17 protein-coding genes are annotated in these 14486 nt (G+C 72.0%); 12 read left to right on the forward strand and 5 right to left on the reverse strand.

Translation table 11 applies throughout. The features are described from left to right. Complete coding sequence (locus ABD340_RS41740; RefSeq protein WP_344597529.1) at window positions 1–717, reverse strand: ABC transporter permease; 717 nt, start codon at window positions 715–717, stop codon at window positions 1–3. Window positions 718–770: 53 nt separating this feature from the next. Next, entirely contained in the window at window positions 771–1697 is a 927-nt protein-coding gene (locus tag ABD340_RS41745; protein ID WP_344596944.1) for an ABC transporter ATP-binding protein, read from the reverse strand. Window positions 1698–1952: 255 nt separating this feature from the next. Between ABD340_RS41745 and ABD340_RS41750 the strand changes: the two genes are divergently transcribed. The 8 genes from ABD340_RS41750 to ABD340_RS41785 all read left to right on the forward strand — a co-directional run bounded on the left by ABD340_RS41750 (window position 1953) and on the right by ABD340_RS41785 (window position 8523). Beyond that, window positions 1953–2711, forward strand: a complete 759-nt coding sequence (locus ABD340_RS41750; protein WP_344596946.1) for a helix-turn-helix transcriptional regulator — start codon at window positions 1953–1955, stop codon at window positions 2709–2711. Further along, window positions 2708–4120 carry a Fe-S cluster assembly protein SufB gene (gene sufB / locus ABD340_RS41755; protein WP_344596948.1) on the forward strand — a complete coding sequence of 471 codons (1413 nt, stop codon included), beginning with the start codon at window positions 2708–2710 and terminating at the stop codon, window positions 4118–4120. Before ABD340_RS41750 ends, sufB begins: the two co-directional genes overlap by 4 nt. Further along, window positions 4120–5259, forward strand: a complete 1140-nt coding sequence (sufD, locus tag ABD340_RS41760) for a Fe-S cluster assembly protein SufD (protein WP_344596950.1) — start codon at window positions 4120–4122, stop codon at window positions 5257–5259. Before sufB ends, sufD begins: the two co-directional genes overlap by 1 nt. Next, window positions 5256–5591, forward strand: a complete 336-nt coding sequence (locus ABD340_RS41765; protein ID WP_344596951.1) for a non-heme iron oxygenase ferredoxin subunit — start codon at window positions 5256–5258, stop codon at window positions 5589–5591. The genes sufD and ABD340_RS41765 overlap by 4 nt, the downstream gene beginning before the upstream one ends. A gap of 23 nt (window positions 5592–5614) precedes the next feature. Continuing rightward, window positions 5615–6382 carry a Fe-S cluster assembly ATPase SufC gene (gene sufC, locus ABD340_RS41770; protein ID WP_344596952.1) on the forward strand — a complete coding sequence of 256 codons (768 nt, stop codon included), beginning with the start codon at window positions 5615–5617 and terminating at the stop codon, window positions 6380–6382. Beyond that, the gene (locus ABD340_RS41775) at window positions 6379–7641 is read left to right on the forward strand and encodes a cysteine desulfurase (RefSeq protein WP_344596954.1); all 1263 of its coding nucleotides are present in this window, start codon (window positions 6379–6381) and stop codon (window positions 7639–7641) included. The genes sufC and ABD340_RS41775 overlap by 4 nt, the downstream gene beginning before the upstream one ends. 76 nt (window positions 7642–7717) lie before the next feature. After that, window positions 7718–8173 (forward strand): Fe-S cluster assembly sulfur transfer protein SufU, encoded by a 456-nt coding sequence (gene sufU / locus ABD340_RS41780; protein WP_344596955.1) that lies wholly within the window; start codon window positions 7718–7720, stop codon window positions 8171–8173. After that, a complete protein-coding gene (locus tag ABD340_RS41785; protein WP_344596957.1) occupies window positions 8170–8523 on the forward strand; it encodes a metal-sulfur cluster assembly factor in 354 nt (117 codons plus the stop codon). Before sufU ends, ABD340_RS41785 begins: the two co-directional genes overlap by 4 nt. 76 nt (window positions 8524–8599) lie before the next feature. Here ABD340_RS41785 and ABD340_RS41790 read toward each other — a convergent pair whose 3' ends face one another. Continuing rightward, the gene (locus ABD340_RS41790) at window positions 8600–9187 is read right to left on the reverse strand and encodes a hypothetical protein (protein WP_344596959.1); all 588 of its coding nucleotides are present in this window, start codon (window positions 9185–9187) and stop codon (window positions 8600–8602) included. Window positions 9188–9373: 186 nt separating this feature from the next. Here ABD340_RS41790 and ABD340_RS41795 point away from each other — a divergent pair, with 186 nt between their 5' ends. Together ABD340_RS41795 and ABD340_RS41800 are read left to right on the forward strand one after the other, a co-directional pair. Further along, window positions 9374–10585 carry a sensor histidine kinase gene (locus ABD340_RS41795; RefSeq protein WP_344596961.1) on the forward strand — a complete coding sequence of 404 codons (1212 nt, stop codon included), beginning with the start codon at window positions 9374–9376 and terminating at the stop codon, window positions 10583–10585. Then, window positions 10582–11253, forward strand: coding sequence for a response regulator (locus ABD340_RS41800; RefSeq protein WP_344596963.1), 672 nt, complete (start codon window positions 10582–10584; stop codon window positions 11251–11253). Before ABD340_RS41795 ends, ABD340_RS41800 begins: the two co-directional genes overlap by 4 nt. A 35-nt stretch (window positions 11254–11288) precedes the next feature. Here the strand turns inward: ABD340_RS41800 and ABD340_RS41805 are convergent, their stop codons facing one another. Then, entirely contained in the window at window positions 11289–12446 is a 1158-nt protein-coding gene (locus tag ABD340_RS41805; RefSeq protein WP_344596965.1) for an EAL domain-containing protein, read from the reverse strand. Window positions 12447–12604: 158 nt separating this feature from the next. Next, the gene (locus tag ABD340_RS41810; RefSeq protein ID WP_344596966.1) at window positions 12605–13000 is read right to left on the reverse strand and encodes an ABC transporter permease; all 396 of its coding nucleotides are present in this window, start codon (window positions 12998–13000) and stop codon (window positions 12605–12607) included. 183 nt (window positions 13001–13183) lie between these two features. Here ABD340_RS41810 and ABD340_RS41815 point away from each other — a divergent pair, with 183 nt between their 5' ends. Then, complete coding sequence (locus ABD340_RS41815) at window positions 13184–13822, forward strand: AIM24 family protein (protein ID WP_344596968.1); 639 nt, start codon at window positions 13184–13186, stop codon at window positions 13820–13822. A gap of 2 nt (window positions 13823–13824) precedes the next feature. Then, window positions 13825–14478: an AIM24 family protein gene (locus ABD340_RS41820; RefSeq protein WP_344596970.1), complete on the forward strand. Its 654-nt coding sequence runs from the start codon at window positions 13825–13827 to the stop codon at window positions 14476–14478. The last annotated feature ends 8 nt before the right edge of the window (window positions 14479–14486 follow it).

The raw sequence follows: 14486 nt of genomic DNA on the forward strand, positions 1-14486 counted from the left end.
TCACTCCCATCGGAAGAAGCGGGCGGCCAGGGCCAGGCCCGCGACGGCCCACACGGCCAGGACGAGCAGCGGCCCGGCCGGGAAGGCCGCGCCGTGCTGGAGGACCTGCCGCAGCCCGTCGGCCAGCGCCGAGATCGGCAGCAGCTCCAGCGCGGCCCGTACGGCCGAGGGGAAGCGCTCCAGAGGGAAGACCACGCCTCCGACGGCCAGCAGCAGCACGTACACCAGGTTGGCGGCGGCCAGCGTGGCCTCGGCGCGCAGCGTGCCCGCCATCAGGAGGCCGAAGCCGCTGAAGGCCGCCGTGCCGAGCAGGATCAGCGCCGCGGCCGAGACAGGGTCGCCGTGCGGGCCCCACCCCATCGCCAGCGCGACCGCGCAGATCAGCGCCGCCTGGAGGGCTTCGACGGCCAGCACCGTCAGGGTCTTGGCGGCGATCAGCCCGGACCGGGGCAGCGGGGTGGCGCCGAGCCGTTTCAGGACGCCGTAGCGCCGCTCGAACCCGGTGCCGATGGCCTGCCCGGTGAACGCCGTCGACATCACCGCCAGCGCGAGGATCCCGGGTGCGAGGAAGTCGACCCGCGGGCCCGGGCCCAGGTCCAGCAGGGACGTCCCGCCGAACAGCGCGAGCAGCACCACCGGGATGATCATCGTGAGCAGCAGCTGCTCGCCGTTGCGCAGCATGGTGCGCAGCTCGTAGCCGGCCTGGGCGAGGATCATCCGGGGCACGGCGACCGCGCCCGGGGCCGGGCGCGGATCGAGGACCGGGGCGGTCAAGAGCGCAGCTCCCGTCCGGTCAGCTCCAGGAAGACGTCCTCCAGGGTGCGGCGCTCGATGCGCAGCTCCTCGGCCATGACGCCGTGCGAGGCGCACCACGCCGTGACCGTGGCCAGCAGCTCGGGCCGCACGTCGCCCTCCACCAGGTAGTGCCCCGCCGGGGATTCCTTCGCGGCGCTGCCGATGGGGAGCGCCGACAGCAGTTCGTCCAGGCCCAGGCCCGGCCGCGCCCGGAAGCGCAGCTGCCGCTCGGCGCCGGCGAGCTCGGTCGGGCTGCCCTGCGCGACGACCTTCCCGTGGTCGACGATGACGACGTGGTCGGCCAAGCGCTCGGCCTCCTCCATGTAGTGGGTGGTCAGGACGACCGCCACTCCGGCGGCCCGCAGTTCCTCGATCAGCTCCCAGGTGGAGTGCCGGGCCTGCGGGTCGAGGCCGGTGGTGGGCTCGTCCAGGAAGACCAGCTCGGGCCTGCCCACCAGCGCCACCGCCAGTGACAGCCGCTGCTGCTGGCCGCCCGACAGCCGGCGGAACGGCGTGCGCGCCTGTGCGGCCAGGCCGAGCCGGTCGAGCAGGGCCGCGGGGTCGAGTGGAGTGCGGTGGAACGAGGCGATCAGGCGCAGGAACTCCCCGGTCCGGGCCGTCCCGGGCACGCCGCCGGACTGGGGCATCACGCCGACCCGGGGTTTGAGGGCCCTGCCGTCGGCGACGGGGTCGAGCCCGAGGACGCGGACGCGGCCGCCGTCGGCGCGGCGGAAGCCCTCGCAGATCTCGATCGTGGTCGTCTTGCCGGCCCCGTTGGGGCCCAGCATCGCGGTCACGGCGCCCCGGGCGGCGCGGAACGAGAGCCCGTCCACGGCGGTGGTCGCGGCGTAGCACTTGACCAGATCGACGACCTCGACCGCGCTCTCTCCAGGGGGTGCCATGGCCCTGAGTTTAGGTCCGCCCTCCGACGTACCTGTGCACGGGCCATACTCGCGATCCCGTATCTTCTCTCGGCCGCCGCCAGGCTTTCGCGGCTGCTCATCCCGGTAGGGGAAGAGCGCGTCACGACCGGCCGCGGCGCCGGGGGCCGAAAGCGCGTCTTCGCAGGTTAGGTAAGGCTAACCTGCGTGAGCGATGACATCCGGGAAGCATTGGTCGCCGGGAAGGAATTAGGGCACACTGATGTTGTGAAAAACGTGAGCGAGAAGACGACGATCGGGGTGACCGAGCGCGACACCCGCGCCCGGGTGGCCCGTCTCGTCCTCGAACACGGTCCCATCACCGCCTCCGCGCTGGGCGACCGGGTCGGCCTCACGCCGGCCGCGATCCGGCGCCACCTGGACGCCCTCCTAGCCGAGGGCATGGTCGAGATCCGGCGGGCCCGGCCGCAGACGCGCCGCGGGCGCGGGCGGCCGGCCAAATGGTTCGCCATCACCGACGCCGGGCGCAGCGCGTTCGTGCAGGCCTACGACGATCTGGCCTCCAGCGCCCTGCGGTTCCTCGCCGAGAAGGCGGGGGAGCGGGCGGTGGCGGAGTTCGCCCGCAAGCAGATCGCCGATCTTGAGCGGCGCTACCTGCCGGTGGTGCGGGCCGCGCCGCCGCAGCAGCGGGTGCGCGTGCTGGCCGAGGCGCTGTCGGGCGACGGCTACGCCGCCGCGGCCGCCAAGGGGCCCAGGCCCGGCGGCGGCGAGCAGCTCTGCCAGCACCACTGCCCGGTCGCGCACGTCGCCGCGGAGTTCCCGCAGCTGTGCGAGGCCGAGACCGAGGCGTTCAGCCGCCTGCTGGGCACCCCCGTCCAGCGGCTGGCGACGATCGCGCACGGCGACGGGATCTGCACCACCCACGTCAGCCCCCGCACCCTCTCCGGAGGGGGCGAGGACGAGGGCGGCGATCCGGCCGGCGCGGCAGCGAACGATGACATAAGCGACGAGGAGTCCGGGAGGACCTCGATATGACGACGGCAGCCCACCCGGAGCTGGAAGGGCTCGACAGGTACAAGTTCGGCTGGTCCGACCCCGACGCGGCCGGAGCATCGGCGCGCCGCGGCCTGAACGACGAGGTCGTGCGTGACATCTCCGCCAAGAAGGGGGAGCCCGACTGGATGCTCGACCTGCGCCTCAAGGGTCTGCGGCTGTTCGACAAGAAGCCGATGCCGACCTGGGGCTCGGACCTGTCGGAGATCGACTTCGACAACATCAAGTACTTCGTGCGGTCCACGGAGAAGCAGGCGGCGTCCTGGGAGGAGCTCCCGGCCGACATCAAGAACACCTACGACAAGCTGGGCATCCCCGAGGCGGAGAAGCAGCGGCTGATCGCCGGTGTGGCGGCCCAGTACGAGTCCGAGGTCGTCTACCACAAGATCCGTGAGGACCTGGAGGAGAAGGGCGTCCTGTTCCTGGACACCGACACCGGGCTGCGCGAGCACCCGGAGATCTTCCAGGAGTACTTCGGCTCGGTGATCCCGGTCGGCGACAACAAGTTCGCCGCGCTCAACACCGCCGTGTGGTCGGGCGGGTCGTTCATCTACGTGCCGCCGGGCGTGCACGTGGAGATCCCGCTGCAGGCCTACTTCCGGATCAACACCGAGAACATGGGCCAGTTCGAGCGGACCCTGATCATCGCGGACGAGGGCTCGTACGTGCACTACGTCGAGGGCTGCACCGCTCCGATCTACAAGTCCGACTCGCTGCACTCGGCGGTCGTGGAGATCGTGGTGAAGAAGGACGCGCGGGTCCGCTACACCACCATCCAGAACTGGTCGAACAACGTCTACAACCTGGTGACCAAGCGGGCCGTCGCCTACGAGGGCGCGACCATGGAGTGGGTCGACGGCAACATCGGCTCCAAGGTCACCATGAAGTACCCGGCGGTCTACCTGCTGGGCGAGCACGCCAAGGGCGAGACGCTGTCGATCGCCTTCTCCGGCGAGGGCCAGCACCAGGACGCGGGCGCCAAGATGGTGCACGCGGCGCCCAACACCTCCAGCACCATCGTCTCCAAGTCGGTGGCGCGCGGCGGCGGGCGCACCAGCTACCGGGGCCTGGTCCAGATCCAGGAGGGCGCCCAGCACAGCAAGTCCACGGTGAAGTGCGACGCGCTGCTGGTCGACCAGATCAGCCGTTCCGACACCTACCCCTACGTCGACGTCCGCGAGGACGACGTGGAGATGGGCCACGAGGCGACCGTCTCCAAGGTGTCGGAGGACCAGCTGTTCTACCTGATGAGCCGGGGCCTCAACGAGGACGAGGCGATGGCCATGATCGTGCGCGGGTTCGTGGAGCCGATCGCGCGCGAGCTGCCCATGGAGTACGCCCTGGAACTGAACCGGCTGATCGAGCTGCAGATGGAAGGAGCCGTCGGCTGATGGGGCTGGAGACAAGGCCTCTTTCGACGCTGCACGAGAAGTCGTCGTACGACGTCACCGACTTCGACGTGCCGACGGGCCGCGAGGAGGAATGGCGGTTCACGCCGCTGCGCCGGCTGCGCGGCCTGCACAAGGGCACCGCCGAGCCGGACGGGAAGGTCATCGTCGAGGCCGACGCGGCGCCCGAGGTCACCGTCGAGACCGTGGGGCGCGAGGACGCCCGGCTCGGCAAGGCCTACGTGCCGGCCGACCGGGTGAGCGCGCAGGCGTGGGCCTCCTTCGCCCAGGCCACGGTCGTGACGGTACCGAAGGAGACGGTGGCGTCCCGGCCGACCGTGCTGCGGCTGCGCGGCGAGGACTCCTCGGCGGCGGCCTTCGGCCACACCACCGTGATCCTGGAGCCGTACGCCGAGGCGACCGTGGTGCTGAACCACCGCGGCTCGGCCACCTTCGCCGACAACGTCGAGTTCGTCGTCGGCGACGGCGCCCGGCTCTCGGTGATCAGTCTGCAGGACTGGGCCGACGACACCGTGCACGTCTCCCACCAGCACGCCCGGCTCGGCCGCGACGCCCGGTTCGTCTCGCACAACGTGACGCTGGGCGGCGACCTGGTGCGGATCTCCCCGACGGTGTCCTACGACCAGCCGGGCGGCGACGCCGAGCTGTACGGGGTCTACTTCGTCGACGGCGGCCAGCACCTGGAGCACCGGCTGCTGGTCGACCACGCCGTGCCGCACTGCCGCAGCCGCGTCGACTACCGCGGCGCGCTGCAGGACCAGGACGCGCACGCGGTCTGGATCGGCGATGTGATCATCCGGGCCGAGGCCGAGGGCACCGACACCTACGAGCTCAACCGCAACCTGGTGCTGACCGACGGCACCCGGGTCGACTCGGTGCCCAACCTGGAGATCCTCACCGGAGAGGTCGCCGGCGCGGGGCACGCCTCGGCGTCCGGCCGCCTCGACGACGAGCACCTGTTCTACCTGCAGGCGCGGGGGATCACCTACGACGACGCCCGGCGCATGGTGGTGCGGGGCTTCCTCGGCCAGCTGATCCAGCGGATCGAGGTCGAGGAGGTCCGCGCCAAGGTGGCCGAGGCGATCGAGGCCGAGCTGGACCGGGGAGCGGCGGAGCGATGACCACCGACGCCACGGCCGGGTTCGTGAAGGTGTGCCCGCTGGCCGAGATCCCCGCCGACGGGGCGCTCGGCGTCGAGCTCGACGACACGCCGGTCGCGCTGGTGCGCAGCGGCGACGACGTCTTCGCGCTGAACGACATCTGCTCGCACGCCGAGGTCTCCCTCTCCGAGGGCGAGGTCTACAACGGCACCATCGAGTGCTGGCTGCACGGGTCCTGCTTCGACGTCCGCACCGGCAAGCCCACCAACCCGCCGGCCACCCAGCCGGTCGCCACGTACAAGGTCAAGGTCGAGGACGGCGATGTGTACGTCTCGCTCGGCTCCGACGACTAGAGACGACTGAGAGAAACAAGATCATGACCACCCTAGAGATCCGCGACCTGCACGTCTCCGTCGCCGAGGGCACCGACGGGACCAAGGAGATCCTGCGCGGGGTCGACCTGACCGTGAACGCCGGCGAGACCCACGCGCTCATGGGGCCCAACGGCTCCGGCAAGTCCACCCTCGCCTACGCGATCGCCGGCCACCCCAAGTACCAGGTGACCGCCGGCTCGGTGACGCTGGACGGCGAGGACGTGCTGGCGATGAGCGTCGACGAGCGTGCCCGCGCCGGGCTGTTCCTGGCGATGCAGTACCCGGTCGAGGTGCCCGGCGTATCGGTGTCGAACTTCCTGCGCTCGGCGGTCACCGCCGTCCGCGGCGAGGCGCCCAAGCTGCGCGTGTTCTCCAAGGAGATGAAGCAGGCGATGGAGGCGCTGTCCATCGACCCCGCGTTCGCGCAGCGCTCGCTGAACGAGGGCTTCTCCGGCGGCGAGAAGAAACGGCACGAGATCCTGCAGCTGGAGCTGCTCAAGCCCAAGATCGCGATCTTGGACGAGACCGACTCCGGCCTGGACGTGGACGCCCTCAAGGTCGTCTCCGAGGGCGTCAACCGGTTCGGCGGCTCCGGCGAGACCGGGGTGCTGCTGATCACCCACTACACCCGCATCCTGCGGTACGTGAAGCCCGACTTCGTGCACGTGTTCGCCGCCGGCCGGGTCGTCGCCGAGGGCGGCCCCGAGCTGGCGGAGACGCTGGAGAACGAGGGCTACGAGAAGTACGTGAAGGCGGGCGCGTCACTATGACCCTGCTGCCCGAGGAGCTCAAGAAGGACTTCCCGCTGCTGCAGCGCACCGTCCGCGGCGGGCGGGACCTGGTCTATCTCGACTCCGGGGCGACCTCGCAGAAACCGGTGCGGGTGCTGGACGCCGAGCGGGAGTTCTACGAGCGGCACAACGCCGCGCCGCACCGCGGGGCGCACCTGCTGGCCGAGGAGGCCACCGCGGAGTACGAGGACGCCCGCGCCACCATCGCCTCGTTCATCGGGGCGGTGCCCGGCGAGCTGGTGTTCACCAAGAACGCGACCGAGGGGATCAACCTGGTCGCGTACGCGATGAGCAACGCCGCCACGTCCGGCCCGGAGGCCGAGCGGTTCAAGGTCGGCCCGGGCGACGAGATCGTGGTGTCGGAGATGGAGCACCACGCCAACCTGGTGCCCTGGCAGCAGCTGTGCCGGCGGACCGGCGCCACGCTGCGCTGGTTCGGCATCACCGACGAGGGCCGGCTCGACATCGACCGCCTCGACACCATCGTCAACGAGCGGACCAGGCTGGTCGCGCTCACCCACCAGTCCAACGTGCTGGGCACGGTGCCGCCGATCGACGCGATCACGGCGCGGGCCCGCGAGGTGGGGGCGCTGGTGCTGCTGGACGGCGCGCAGTCGGTGCCGCACCAGCCGGTCGACGTGGCCGCGCTGGGGGTCGACTTCCTGGCCTTCTCCGGCCACAAGATGCTCGGCCCGACCGGCATCGGCGTGCTGTGGGGCCGCCGCGAGCTGCTGGACGCGATGCCGCCGTTCATCACCGGCGGTTCCATGATCGAAATGGTGCGGATGGAGGGCTCGACCTTCATGCCGGCGCCGCAGCGGTTCGAGGCCGGGGTGCCGATGACGGCGCAGGCCATCGGCCTGGCCGCGGCCTGCGACTACCTCGGCGAGCTGGGCATGGACCGGGTGCACGCGCACGAGGAGTCGCTGATCGCCTACTCGCTGGAGCGGCTGGGCGAGCTCCCGGGCGTCCGGGTGATCGGGCCGCTCAGCACCGACGCGCGGGGCGGCGCGGTGTCGTTCACCGTGGACGACATCCACCCGCACGACGTCGGGCAGGTGCTGGACGAGCTGGGCGTCGCGATCCGGGTCGGGCACCACTGCGCGTGGCCCATCTGCCGCCGCTTCAACATCCCGGCGACGACCCGCGCGACGTTCTACCTATACAACACCCTCGCCGACGTGGACGCCCTGTCCGAAGGGGTCCGGCACGCCCAGAAGTTCTTCGGCACGCACTGACCGGAACAGCCCGGCGGGTGCGCCGGTTGTATCCGGGGAAGGGCCCCTCGAGGGACTCGGAGGAGAAAAGGACGACATGCAGCTCGAGGCGATGTACCAGGAGGTCATCCTGGATCATTACCGCAACCCCCATAACAAAGGGCTGCGGGAGCCGTACGAGGGCGAGGCGCATCACGTCAATCCCACGTGCGGCGATGAGGTGACCCTGCGCGTGCACCTCGACGGCGAGGGAGAGGACGCCCGTGTCGAGGACGTCTCCTACGACGCCATGGGCTGCTCGATCAGCCAGGCGAGCGCGTCGGTGATGAGCGATCTGATCATCGGCAAGTCGGTGAAGGAGGCGATGGCGGTCGGCGACGAGTTCCTGGCGCTGATGCAGTCGCGCGGCCAGGGCGAGCCGGACGAGGACGTCCTGGAGGACGCCATCGCCTTCGCCGGGGTCTCGCAGTACCCCGCCAGGATCAAGTGCGCCCTGCTCGCCTGGATGGCGTGGAAGGACGCGACCGCCCGAGCACTCGGAGAGGCATCATGAGCGACACCCCCGCAGACACCACCGAGACCCCGGCCGTCACCTCGAACGAGGCCGAGGAGGAGATCCTCGAGGCGCTGCGCGACGTGGTCGACCCCGAGCTGGGGATCAACGTCGTCGACCTGGGCCTGGTCTACGGCGTGAACCTGGCCGACGAGGTCGCCACCCTGGACATGACGCTGACCAGCGCGGCCTGCCCGCTGACCGACGTGATCGAGGACCAGGCCAACAGCGCGCTGGACGGGCTGGCCAAGGAAGTCAAGATCAACTGGGTCTGGCTGCCGCCGTGGGGGCCGGACAAGATCACCGAGGATGGCCGGGACCAGCTCCGCGCCCTCGGCTTCAACGTCTGAACCCCTGAACGCGCTGTGCCCCGTCCCACCTGTCAGTGGGACGGGGCACAGCGCGTTCCAAGGACCCGTCCGCCTTTTAGCGGCGGTCGGCGGAGGCGTCCAGAGGCCGATCCGCCGGGGCCTCGTGTCCGGGCTTGGGCTTGGCGGGCCAGAGCGTGTGGGTGATGGGCCACAGCGACCAGATCGCCAGGACCATCAGCAGCCGCGCCGCCCAGCCCAGCAGCGCCTCGGTCCGGGACGGATCGTCCACGACGAAGATCATGCTGACCAGGACGCCGCAGCCGATGCCCGTGGCCAGTGCCGCCTTCCCGAACTCGCGCCACTCGTACAGGACGCGGGCCCGCCCGTACTGCGGCTTGCCGCGCGGCGGCGGGCCGCCGGCGAACCGGTGCGCGAAGCGCTCGTCGGCCCAGCGGACCATGCTGTGCCCGAACGCGACCGAGTAGCCCAGGTAGGCGGCCGCCAGGCCGTGGGTGACGTTGGCCGTGGCGCCGCCGCGCAGGTCGATGACCGTGGCGGTCAGCAGGACCACGTCCAGCAGCGGGACGCACACCAGCAGCGCGGCCCCCAGCCCCCGCTTGCGCAGCAGGTAGCGGACCGACAGCCCGGCGAGCAGCACCACCCAGAAGCCGATCTCGCAGGCGGCGATCAGTGCGAGCAGCAATGTTCCCCCTCGTTTCCGCCCTCGCGGGGCGCGGTTCTTCCTTGTGCGCCGTCCCTTCGATGGTTTCGCGGCGACCCGCGGCGCGCCTCCTCACGGACGCCGAAAACGGGGGTCGTCCGAACGATGTACGGCGCGCCGTCGCGGAGGCGGAGGCGGAGGACCATCGGAGGATGCTGAGATGGGAGCGTGCCACCGACCAGACCATCCGCGCGGCGCCCGCGCGTCACCCGGACCGACACGCTCGTGGCCGTGGCCGCGCTGGCCGGCGGCCTCCTGCTGATCGCGGCGAAGGGGTACGCGACCTGGGACGCCGGCCAGGACCTCGGCAAGGGCTGGCGGGTGGTGGCGCTGCTCGGGCTGGTCGCGGCGATCCCGTTCCGGCGGACGGCTCCGCGCGCGGCGCTGCTGGCCGCCACCCCGGCCCACCTGGCCGACGTGGCGATCGGGCCGGGGTTCGTCTCGGCGGTCATCTACGGTGACCTGCTGTACGCGGCGAGCCTGTACGGCCGGCGCCGGACCGCCGAGTGGCTGCTGGGTGCGACCATCACGGGCACGCTCGCGATGGCGGGTTTCGTCCTGCTCCAGTGGCACGCGGTCAGCGCGGCCGTGGTCGTCGCGGCCCTGGCCGGGGTGACCTGGGCGTTCCCGGTGATGACCGCGATGGCGGTGCGCGAGCACCGGTTCACCGCGCAGGCCGAGCGGCAGCGCGCCGAGCAGGTGGCGCGGCTGGCCGAGCTGGACCGGCGCGGCGCGATCAACGCCGAGCGGTCCCGGATGGCGCGGGAGCTGCACGACGTGATCGCCAACCATCTCAGCGCGGTGGCGCTGCACTCCTCGGCGGTGCTCAAGGTGCCCGATCTCGATCGGGACGGGATCAACCGGGCCATGGAGATCATCCGGGAGAACAGCGTCCAGGGCCTCGCCGAGATGCGCCGGATGATCAACCTGCTTCGGGAGGGGGACGGCGAGGGCCGCGACTCGCCCGCCGCGCCCCGCCTGGACGGGCTGGAACGGCTGGTCGGGCACACCGGCCGCTCCGACCTGAGCGCGGCGCTGGAGGTCGAGGGCGAGCCGCCGGAGCTGCCCGCCGCGGTCGAGCTGGCCGCGTACCGGATCGTGCAGGAGGCGCTGACCAACGCGCTCAAGCACGGCGGTCCCGGCGAGGCCCGGGTACGGCTCGGCTACCTGCGCGACCGGGTGGTCATCGAGGTGTGCAGCCCGCTGGGGCCGGACGGCCCCCGGCTGCCCGGATCGGGCGCCGGGCTGATCGGGATGCGCGAGCGGGCCGCCATGCTGGAGGGCACGTTCGAGGCCGGTCCCCGGGACGGCGTCTGGCGGGTGCGCGCCGAGTTGCCCGTCGCGCTGGAGCGGGAGGACATGGAGAGGGAGAGCGCGTGATCAGGGTGCTGGTGGCCGACGACCAGGCGGCGGTGCGGGCCGGGCTGGTGCTGATCCTGGGCTCCGCGCCCGGGATGACCGTGGTCGGCGAGGCCGCCGACGGGGAGCGGGCCGTGGAACTGGCCCGCGAGCTGCGCCCCGACGTGGTCCTGATGGACATCCGGATGCCCCGCCTGGACGGCATCTCCGCCACCCGGGAGATCGTCGGGTTCGCGGACGTGCTGGTGCTGACGACCTTCGACGTGGACGAGTACGTCTTCGGCGCGCTGCGGGCCGGCGCCGCCGGGTTCCTGCTCAAGGACGTCGACGCCGACCGGCTGGTGGAGGCGGTGCGCACGGTGGCCGCGGGGGAGGGGATCATCGCGCCCCGGGTGACCCGCAGGCTGATCGGCGCGTTCGCGTCCCGGCCCGCGCCCGCCCTGGCGCCGGCCGGCGGGCCGGCCGAGCTCACGCCGCGGGAGCGGGAGGTCTTCGCCTGCCTGGGGGAGGGGCTGTCGAACGGGCAGATCGCCGAGCGCCTGGAGATGGCCGAGACGACCACCAAGACGCATGTCAGCCGGATTCTGGGCAAGCTGGGGCTGCGCAGCCGCGTCCAGGCGGCCATCCTCGCGCAGGAGACGGCCGCGGCACCCGGCCCGCCGGGCGACGCCGCCGGTCCGGGTGCCTGACCCTTCCCCCGGTGGTCAGGGCTGGTCAGGGGCGGTCAGGGCGACAGGCTGCGGATCAGGTCGGCGACCCGGACGATCCCCAGGCAGCGGCCGACCTCGTCGATGACGACCAGGTCGTCGTACACCCGGTCGTTCTCCCGGCCCGCCGCCCGCAGCGCCGCTACGGCGGGGACGGTGCGGGGGACCAGGCGGGGCGTGTCGGCGAGGTTGGCGGCGGGCTTGTGCGCGTACAGGGCGTGCCCGTACGCGCCCGACAGCCGCAGCAGGAACCGCGTGCGGTCGACCGTCGCCCAGGGGCGCTGCCGCTCGTCGAGCAGGACCACGCAGGTGGTGCCGGTCTCGGCGTTGAGGACGTCCAGGACCTGGCCGGCGGTGGCGTTGTGCGGCGCGGTGACCGCGGGAAGGGTGAACTCCGAGACGCGCGGGCCGAGGCTGTTCTCGGCCCGTTCCTTGCGGGGCTCGTCCTTGGCGGTCACCGGCACGGTGACGCGCATGCCCGGCCGCCATTCCGGCGGCGCCAGCGCGGGACCCTGCACCAGCCGGACGCCCAGCTCGCGCTGGGCCAGGACCTGCTCCTCGGTGGCCAGGCCGGGCGCCAGGACGTGGGTGCCGAGCCGGTGCGCCAGGTCGACCAGCGAGGACACCAGCGCGGCGCGGCGCGGATCGGACCCGGCCCGGCGGGCCAGTTCCGGATCGATCTTGACCAGGTAGGGGGATCCGTCCACCAGCAGGTCCAGCGGGGCGTGCACGGCGCCCAGCCCGGCCAGCCCGATCAGGTAGCCGGCCTGCCGCAGCCGGCGCATCGCGGTGCCGACGGCGGGTCGCTGAGCGGGCGGGAACCCGCCGTTCACACAGAGGATGATCTCGTTCGGGCGGCGTCCCGCCTCGCCGAGCCCGTGGTGCAGCTCGCCGAGGAAGGCGTCCCCGTGCGCGAGCGTCTCGGCGCGCAGGCCGATCTGGAGGGGCAGCGGGGTGCGCAGGTCGGCGATGGCGCGGGCGGCGGCCACGGCCCGCCGGACGTCCTCGCCGGCCGGATCGACGCGCATCGGGGGCCGGTCGTGCGCGTGCGCCTCGGCCGCCTGCGCCGCCGGTGGGCCCGCGTGCGTCTCGACCGCGACGACGTGGCCGGTGTCGAGATCGACCACCGGCTGGAACACCGCCCGGGAGGGGAGCAGGACATCAACGGCTGACACATCCGCATCATGCCGTATGAAAAGGGATGAAACTGCACTTGTTAGGAGATGTTTACGCACAATTCGTCGGCGACGCCCCTGGTCACCGCGGGTATGCCGGCCGCCGGCAACGCCCCGTCACCGTCATTCCGGCAGGGCCGCACGCCCTCGGCACGGCCTTACAGGGTGCGCGCGGCCGCGAGCGCCGACAGCACGTAGGTGCCGCCGGCCAGCGCCGCGAGCCACACGTACGGCATGACGTCGGCGCCGCGCAACCCCTGCACCACCACCGCGCCCACCAGCGCGCCGGTGACGACGTCGCCGGTCATGGCGGCCGCCCGCAGGTGGGCGCGGGCCCGGTGGCCGCTGCCGAAGCCCTCACTGATCGTCAGTGCCGGCTCGTTGCGCCGGTAGGCCAGGGCGGCGGCGTAGCCGGCCAGCACCGCGAGCGCGATGAGCCCGGTGTTCGTTCGTCCGTCGGCCGTCAGCACCGCCGCGACCACCGCGCCGGCGCCGAGCACGAGCGCGGGCACGATCCACCGGCTGAGGCTCCGGTTCTCGGGGGCGATCCACATGACGGCCATCCTTCCTGATCGGCACCGCGAACGGGGCGCGCAACGCGCCGTTTTTTGCGTGCCCCTGCCCGCCCGTCTCCCCTCCCGTTTCCCTCGCCGCGCCCAGCCCACTCCGGTCCGGGACACGGGGAGGCATCCGGTTGATCGTCCCGAGCGGCGACCCAGCCGGTATCTTGTGGCCTCGTGGCGCAATTCCGAATGAACGGCTCCAAGATGCTGGCCGTCGATCTGGCCGGCGAGACGATCAGAGCGCTGAACGGGTCCATGGTCGCCTACGAGGGGCAGATGTCCTTCAAACGGCAGGGCATGACCGGGGGCGAAGGCCTGCGCGGGGCGCTCAAGCGCCGCATCGCCGGCGAGGGCATGACGCTGATGGAGATCAGCGGGCAGGGCACCGTCTACCTGGCCAGCGAGGCCACCGAGGTCACGCTCGTGCCGCTGCCCGGCGACACGCTGTTCGTGGAGTCGGAGAGCCTGCTGGCCCTCGACGGGCAGCTGCAGACGGGCGTGGAGTTCATCGGCCTGCGCGGCATGGGCACCGGCCAGGGCCTGGCCACCACCAAGGTGAACGGCCACGGCACCGTGGCGATCCTGTCCAACGGCCCCGCGATCGCGCTGGAGGTCACCCCGCAGATGCCGCTGTGCGTCGACCCGCACGCCTACATCGCCCACCACGGACAGCTCCAGCAGGACGTCGTCACCGACGTCAACTGGCGCACCGTGCTCGGCCAGGGGTCGGGGGAGAGCGTGCAGTTCCGGTACCAGGGGCACGGGCTGGTCTACGTCCAGCCGGCCGAGCGCGGCGGAATTCTGGAGATCTGAGCATGCCCGGATACGAGTCGATCAACTCCAAGATGCTCCAGGTGGCGATCGCGCCCGGCCGGGAGGTCTACAGCAAGCGCGGCGCGATGCTCGCCTACACCGGTCAGGTGTCGTTCGCGCCCACCAGCACCGCCGGGCAGGGCGTCGGCGGCACCCTCGGCCGCGCCGTCGCGGGCGAGCACACCTCGATGATGCACGTCACCGGGCAGGGCACCGCGATGTTCGGGCACGCCGGGCTGCAGGTGGAGGTCATCGAGCTGAACGGCGCCGACACCCTGGTGGTCGAGGCCGACCGGCTGCTGGTGCACGACGCGACCCTGCAGGTCGGCACCATGTTCATGGGAAAGGACGGCGGGATCGGCGGCGTGATCCGCGGCGCGGTCAGCGGCCAGGGCCTGTTCACCACCACGCTCAACGGGCACGGCTCGTGCGCCCTGCTGTCGCACGGCGGCGTCATGGAGCTGCCGATCAGCCCGCAGCGCCCCGTCCACGTCGACCCGCAGGCCTACGTCGCCCACCGCGGCCAGGTGCAGAACAAGCTCACCACCGCCATGGGGCTGCGCGACCTCGTCGGACGGGGCTCCGGCGAGGGCTTCCAGCTGGAGCTCAGCGGCACCGGCGCCGTCTACGTCCAGGCGAGTGAGAGGAAGATCTGACCGTGAAC

Origin of the sequence: Actinomadura vinacea (assembly GCF_039532545.1) — a bacterium.
Classification (GTDB): domain Bacteria; phylum Actinomycetota; class Actinomycetes; order Streptosporangiales; family Streptosporangiaceae; genus Spirillospora; species Spirillospora vinacea.

Bases quoted from the DNA above. Each gene is read 5' to 3' on its own strand.
- ABD340_RS41740 (WP_344597529.1), bottom strand. From the start codon at position 717: ATGATCCTCGCCCAGGCCGGCTACGAGCTGCGCACCATGCTGCGCAAC.
- ABD340_RS41745 (WP_344596944.1), bottom strand. From the start codon at position 1,697: ATGGCACCCCCTGGAGAGAGCGCGGTCGAGGTCGTCGATCTGGTCAAG.
- sufB (WP_344596948.1), top strand. From the start codon at position 2,708: ATGACGACGGCAGCCCACCCGGAGCTGGAAGGGCTCGACAGGTACAAG.
- sufD (WP_344596950.1), top strand. From the start codon at position 4,120: ATGGGGCTGGAGACAAGGCCTCTTTCGACGCTGCACGAGAAGTCGTCG.
- ABD340_RS41765 (WP_344596951.1), top strand. From the start codon at position 5,256: ATGACCACCGACGCCACGGCCGGGTTCGTGAAGGTGTGCCCGCTGGCC.
- sufC (WP_344596952.1), top strand. From the start codon at position 5,615: ATGACCACCCTAGAGATCCGCGACCTGCACGTCTCCGTCGCCGAGGGC.
- ABD340_RS41775 (WP_344596954.1), top strand. From the start codon at position 6,379: ATGACCCTGCTGCCCGAGGAGCTCAAGAAGGACTTCCCGCTGCTGCAG.
- sufU (WP_344596955.1), top strand. From the start codon at position 7,718: ATGCAGCTCGAGGCGATGTACCAGGAGGTCATCCTGGATCATTACCGC.
- ABD340_RS41785 (WP_344596957.1), top strand. From the start codon at position 8,170: ATGAGCGACACCCCCGCAGACACCACCGAGACCCCGGCCGTCACCTCG.
- ABD340_RS41810 (WP_344596966.1), bottom strand. From the start codon at position 13,000: ATGTGGATCGCCCCCGAGAACCGGAGCCTCAGCCGGTGGATCGTGCCC.
- ABD340_RS41820 (WP_344596970.1), top strand. From the start codon at position 13,825: ATGCCCGGATACGAGTCGATCAACTCCAAGATGCTCCAGGTGGCGATC.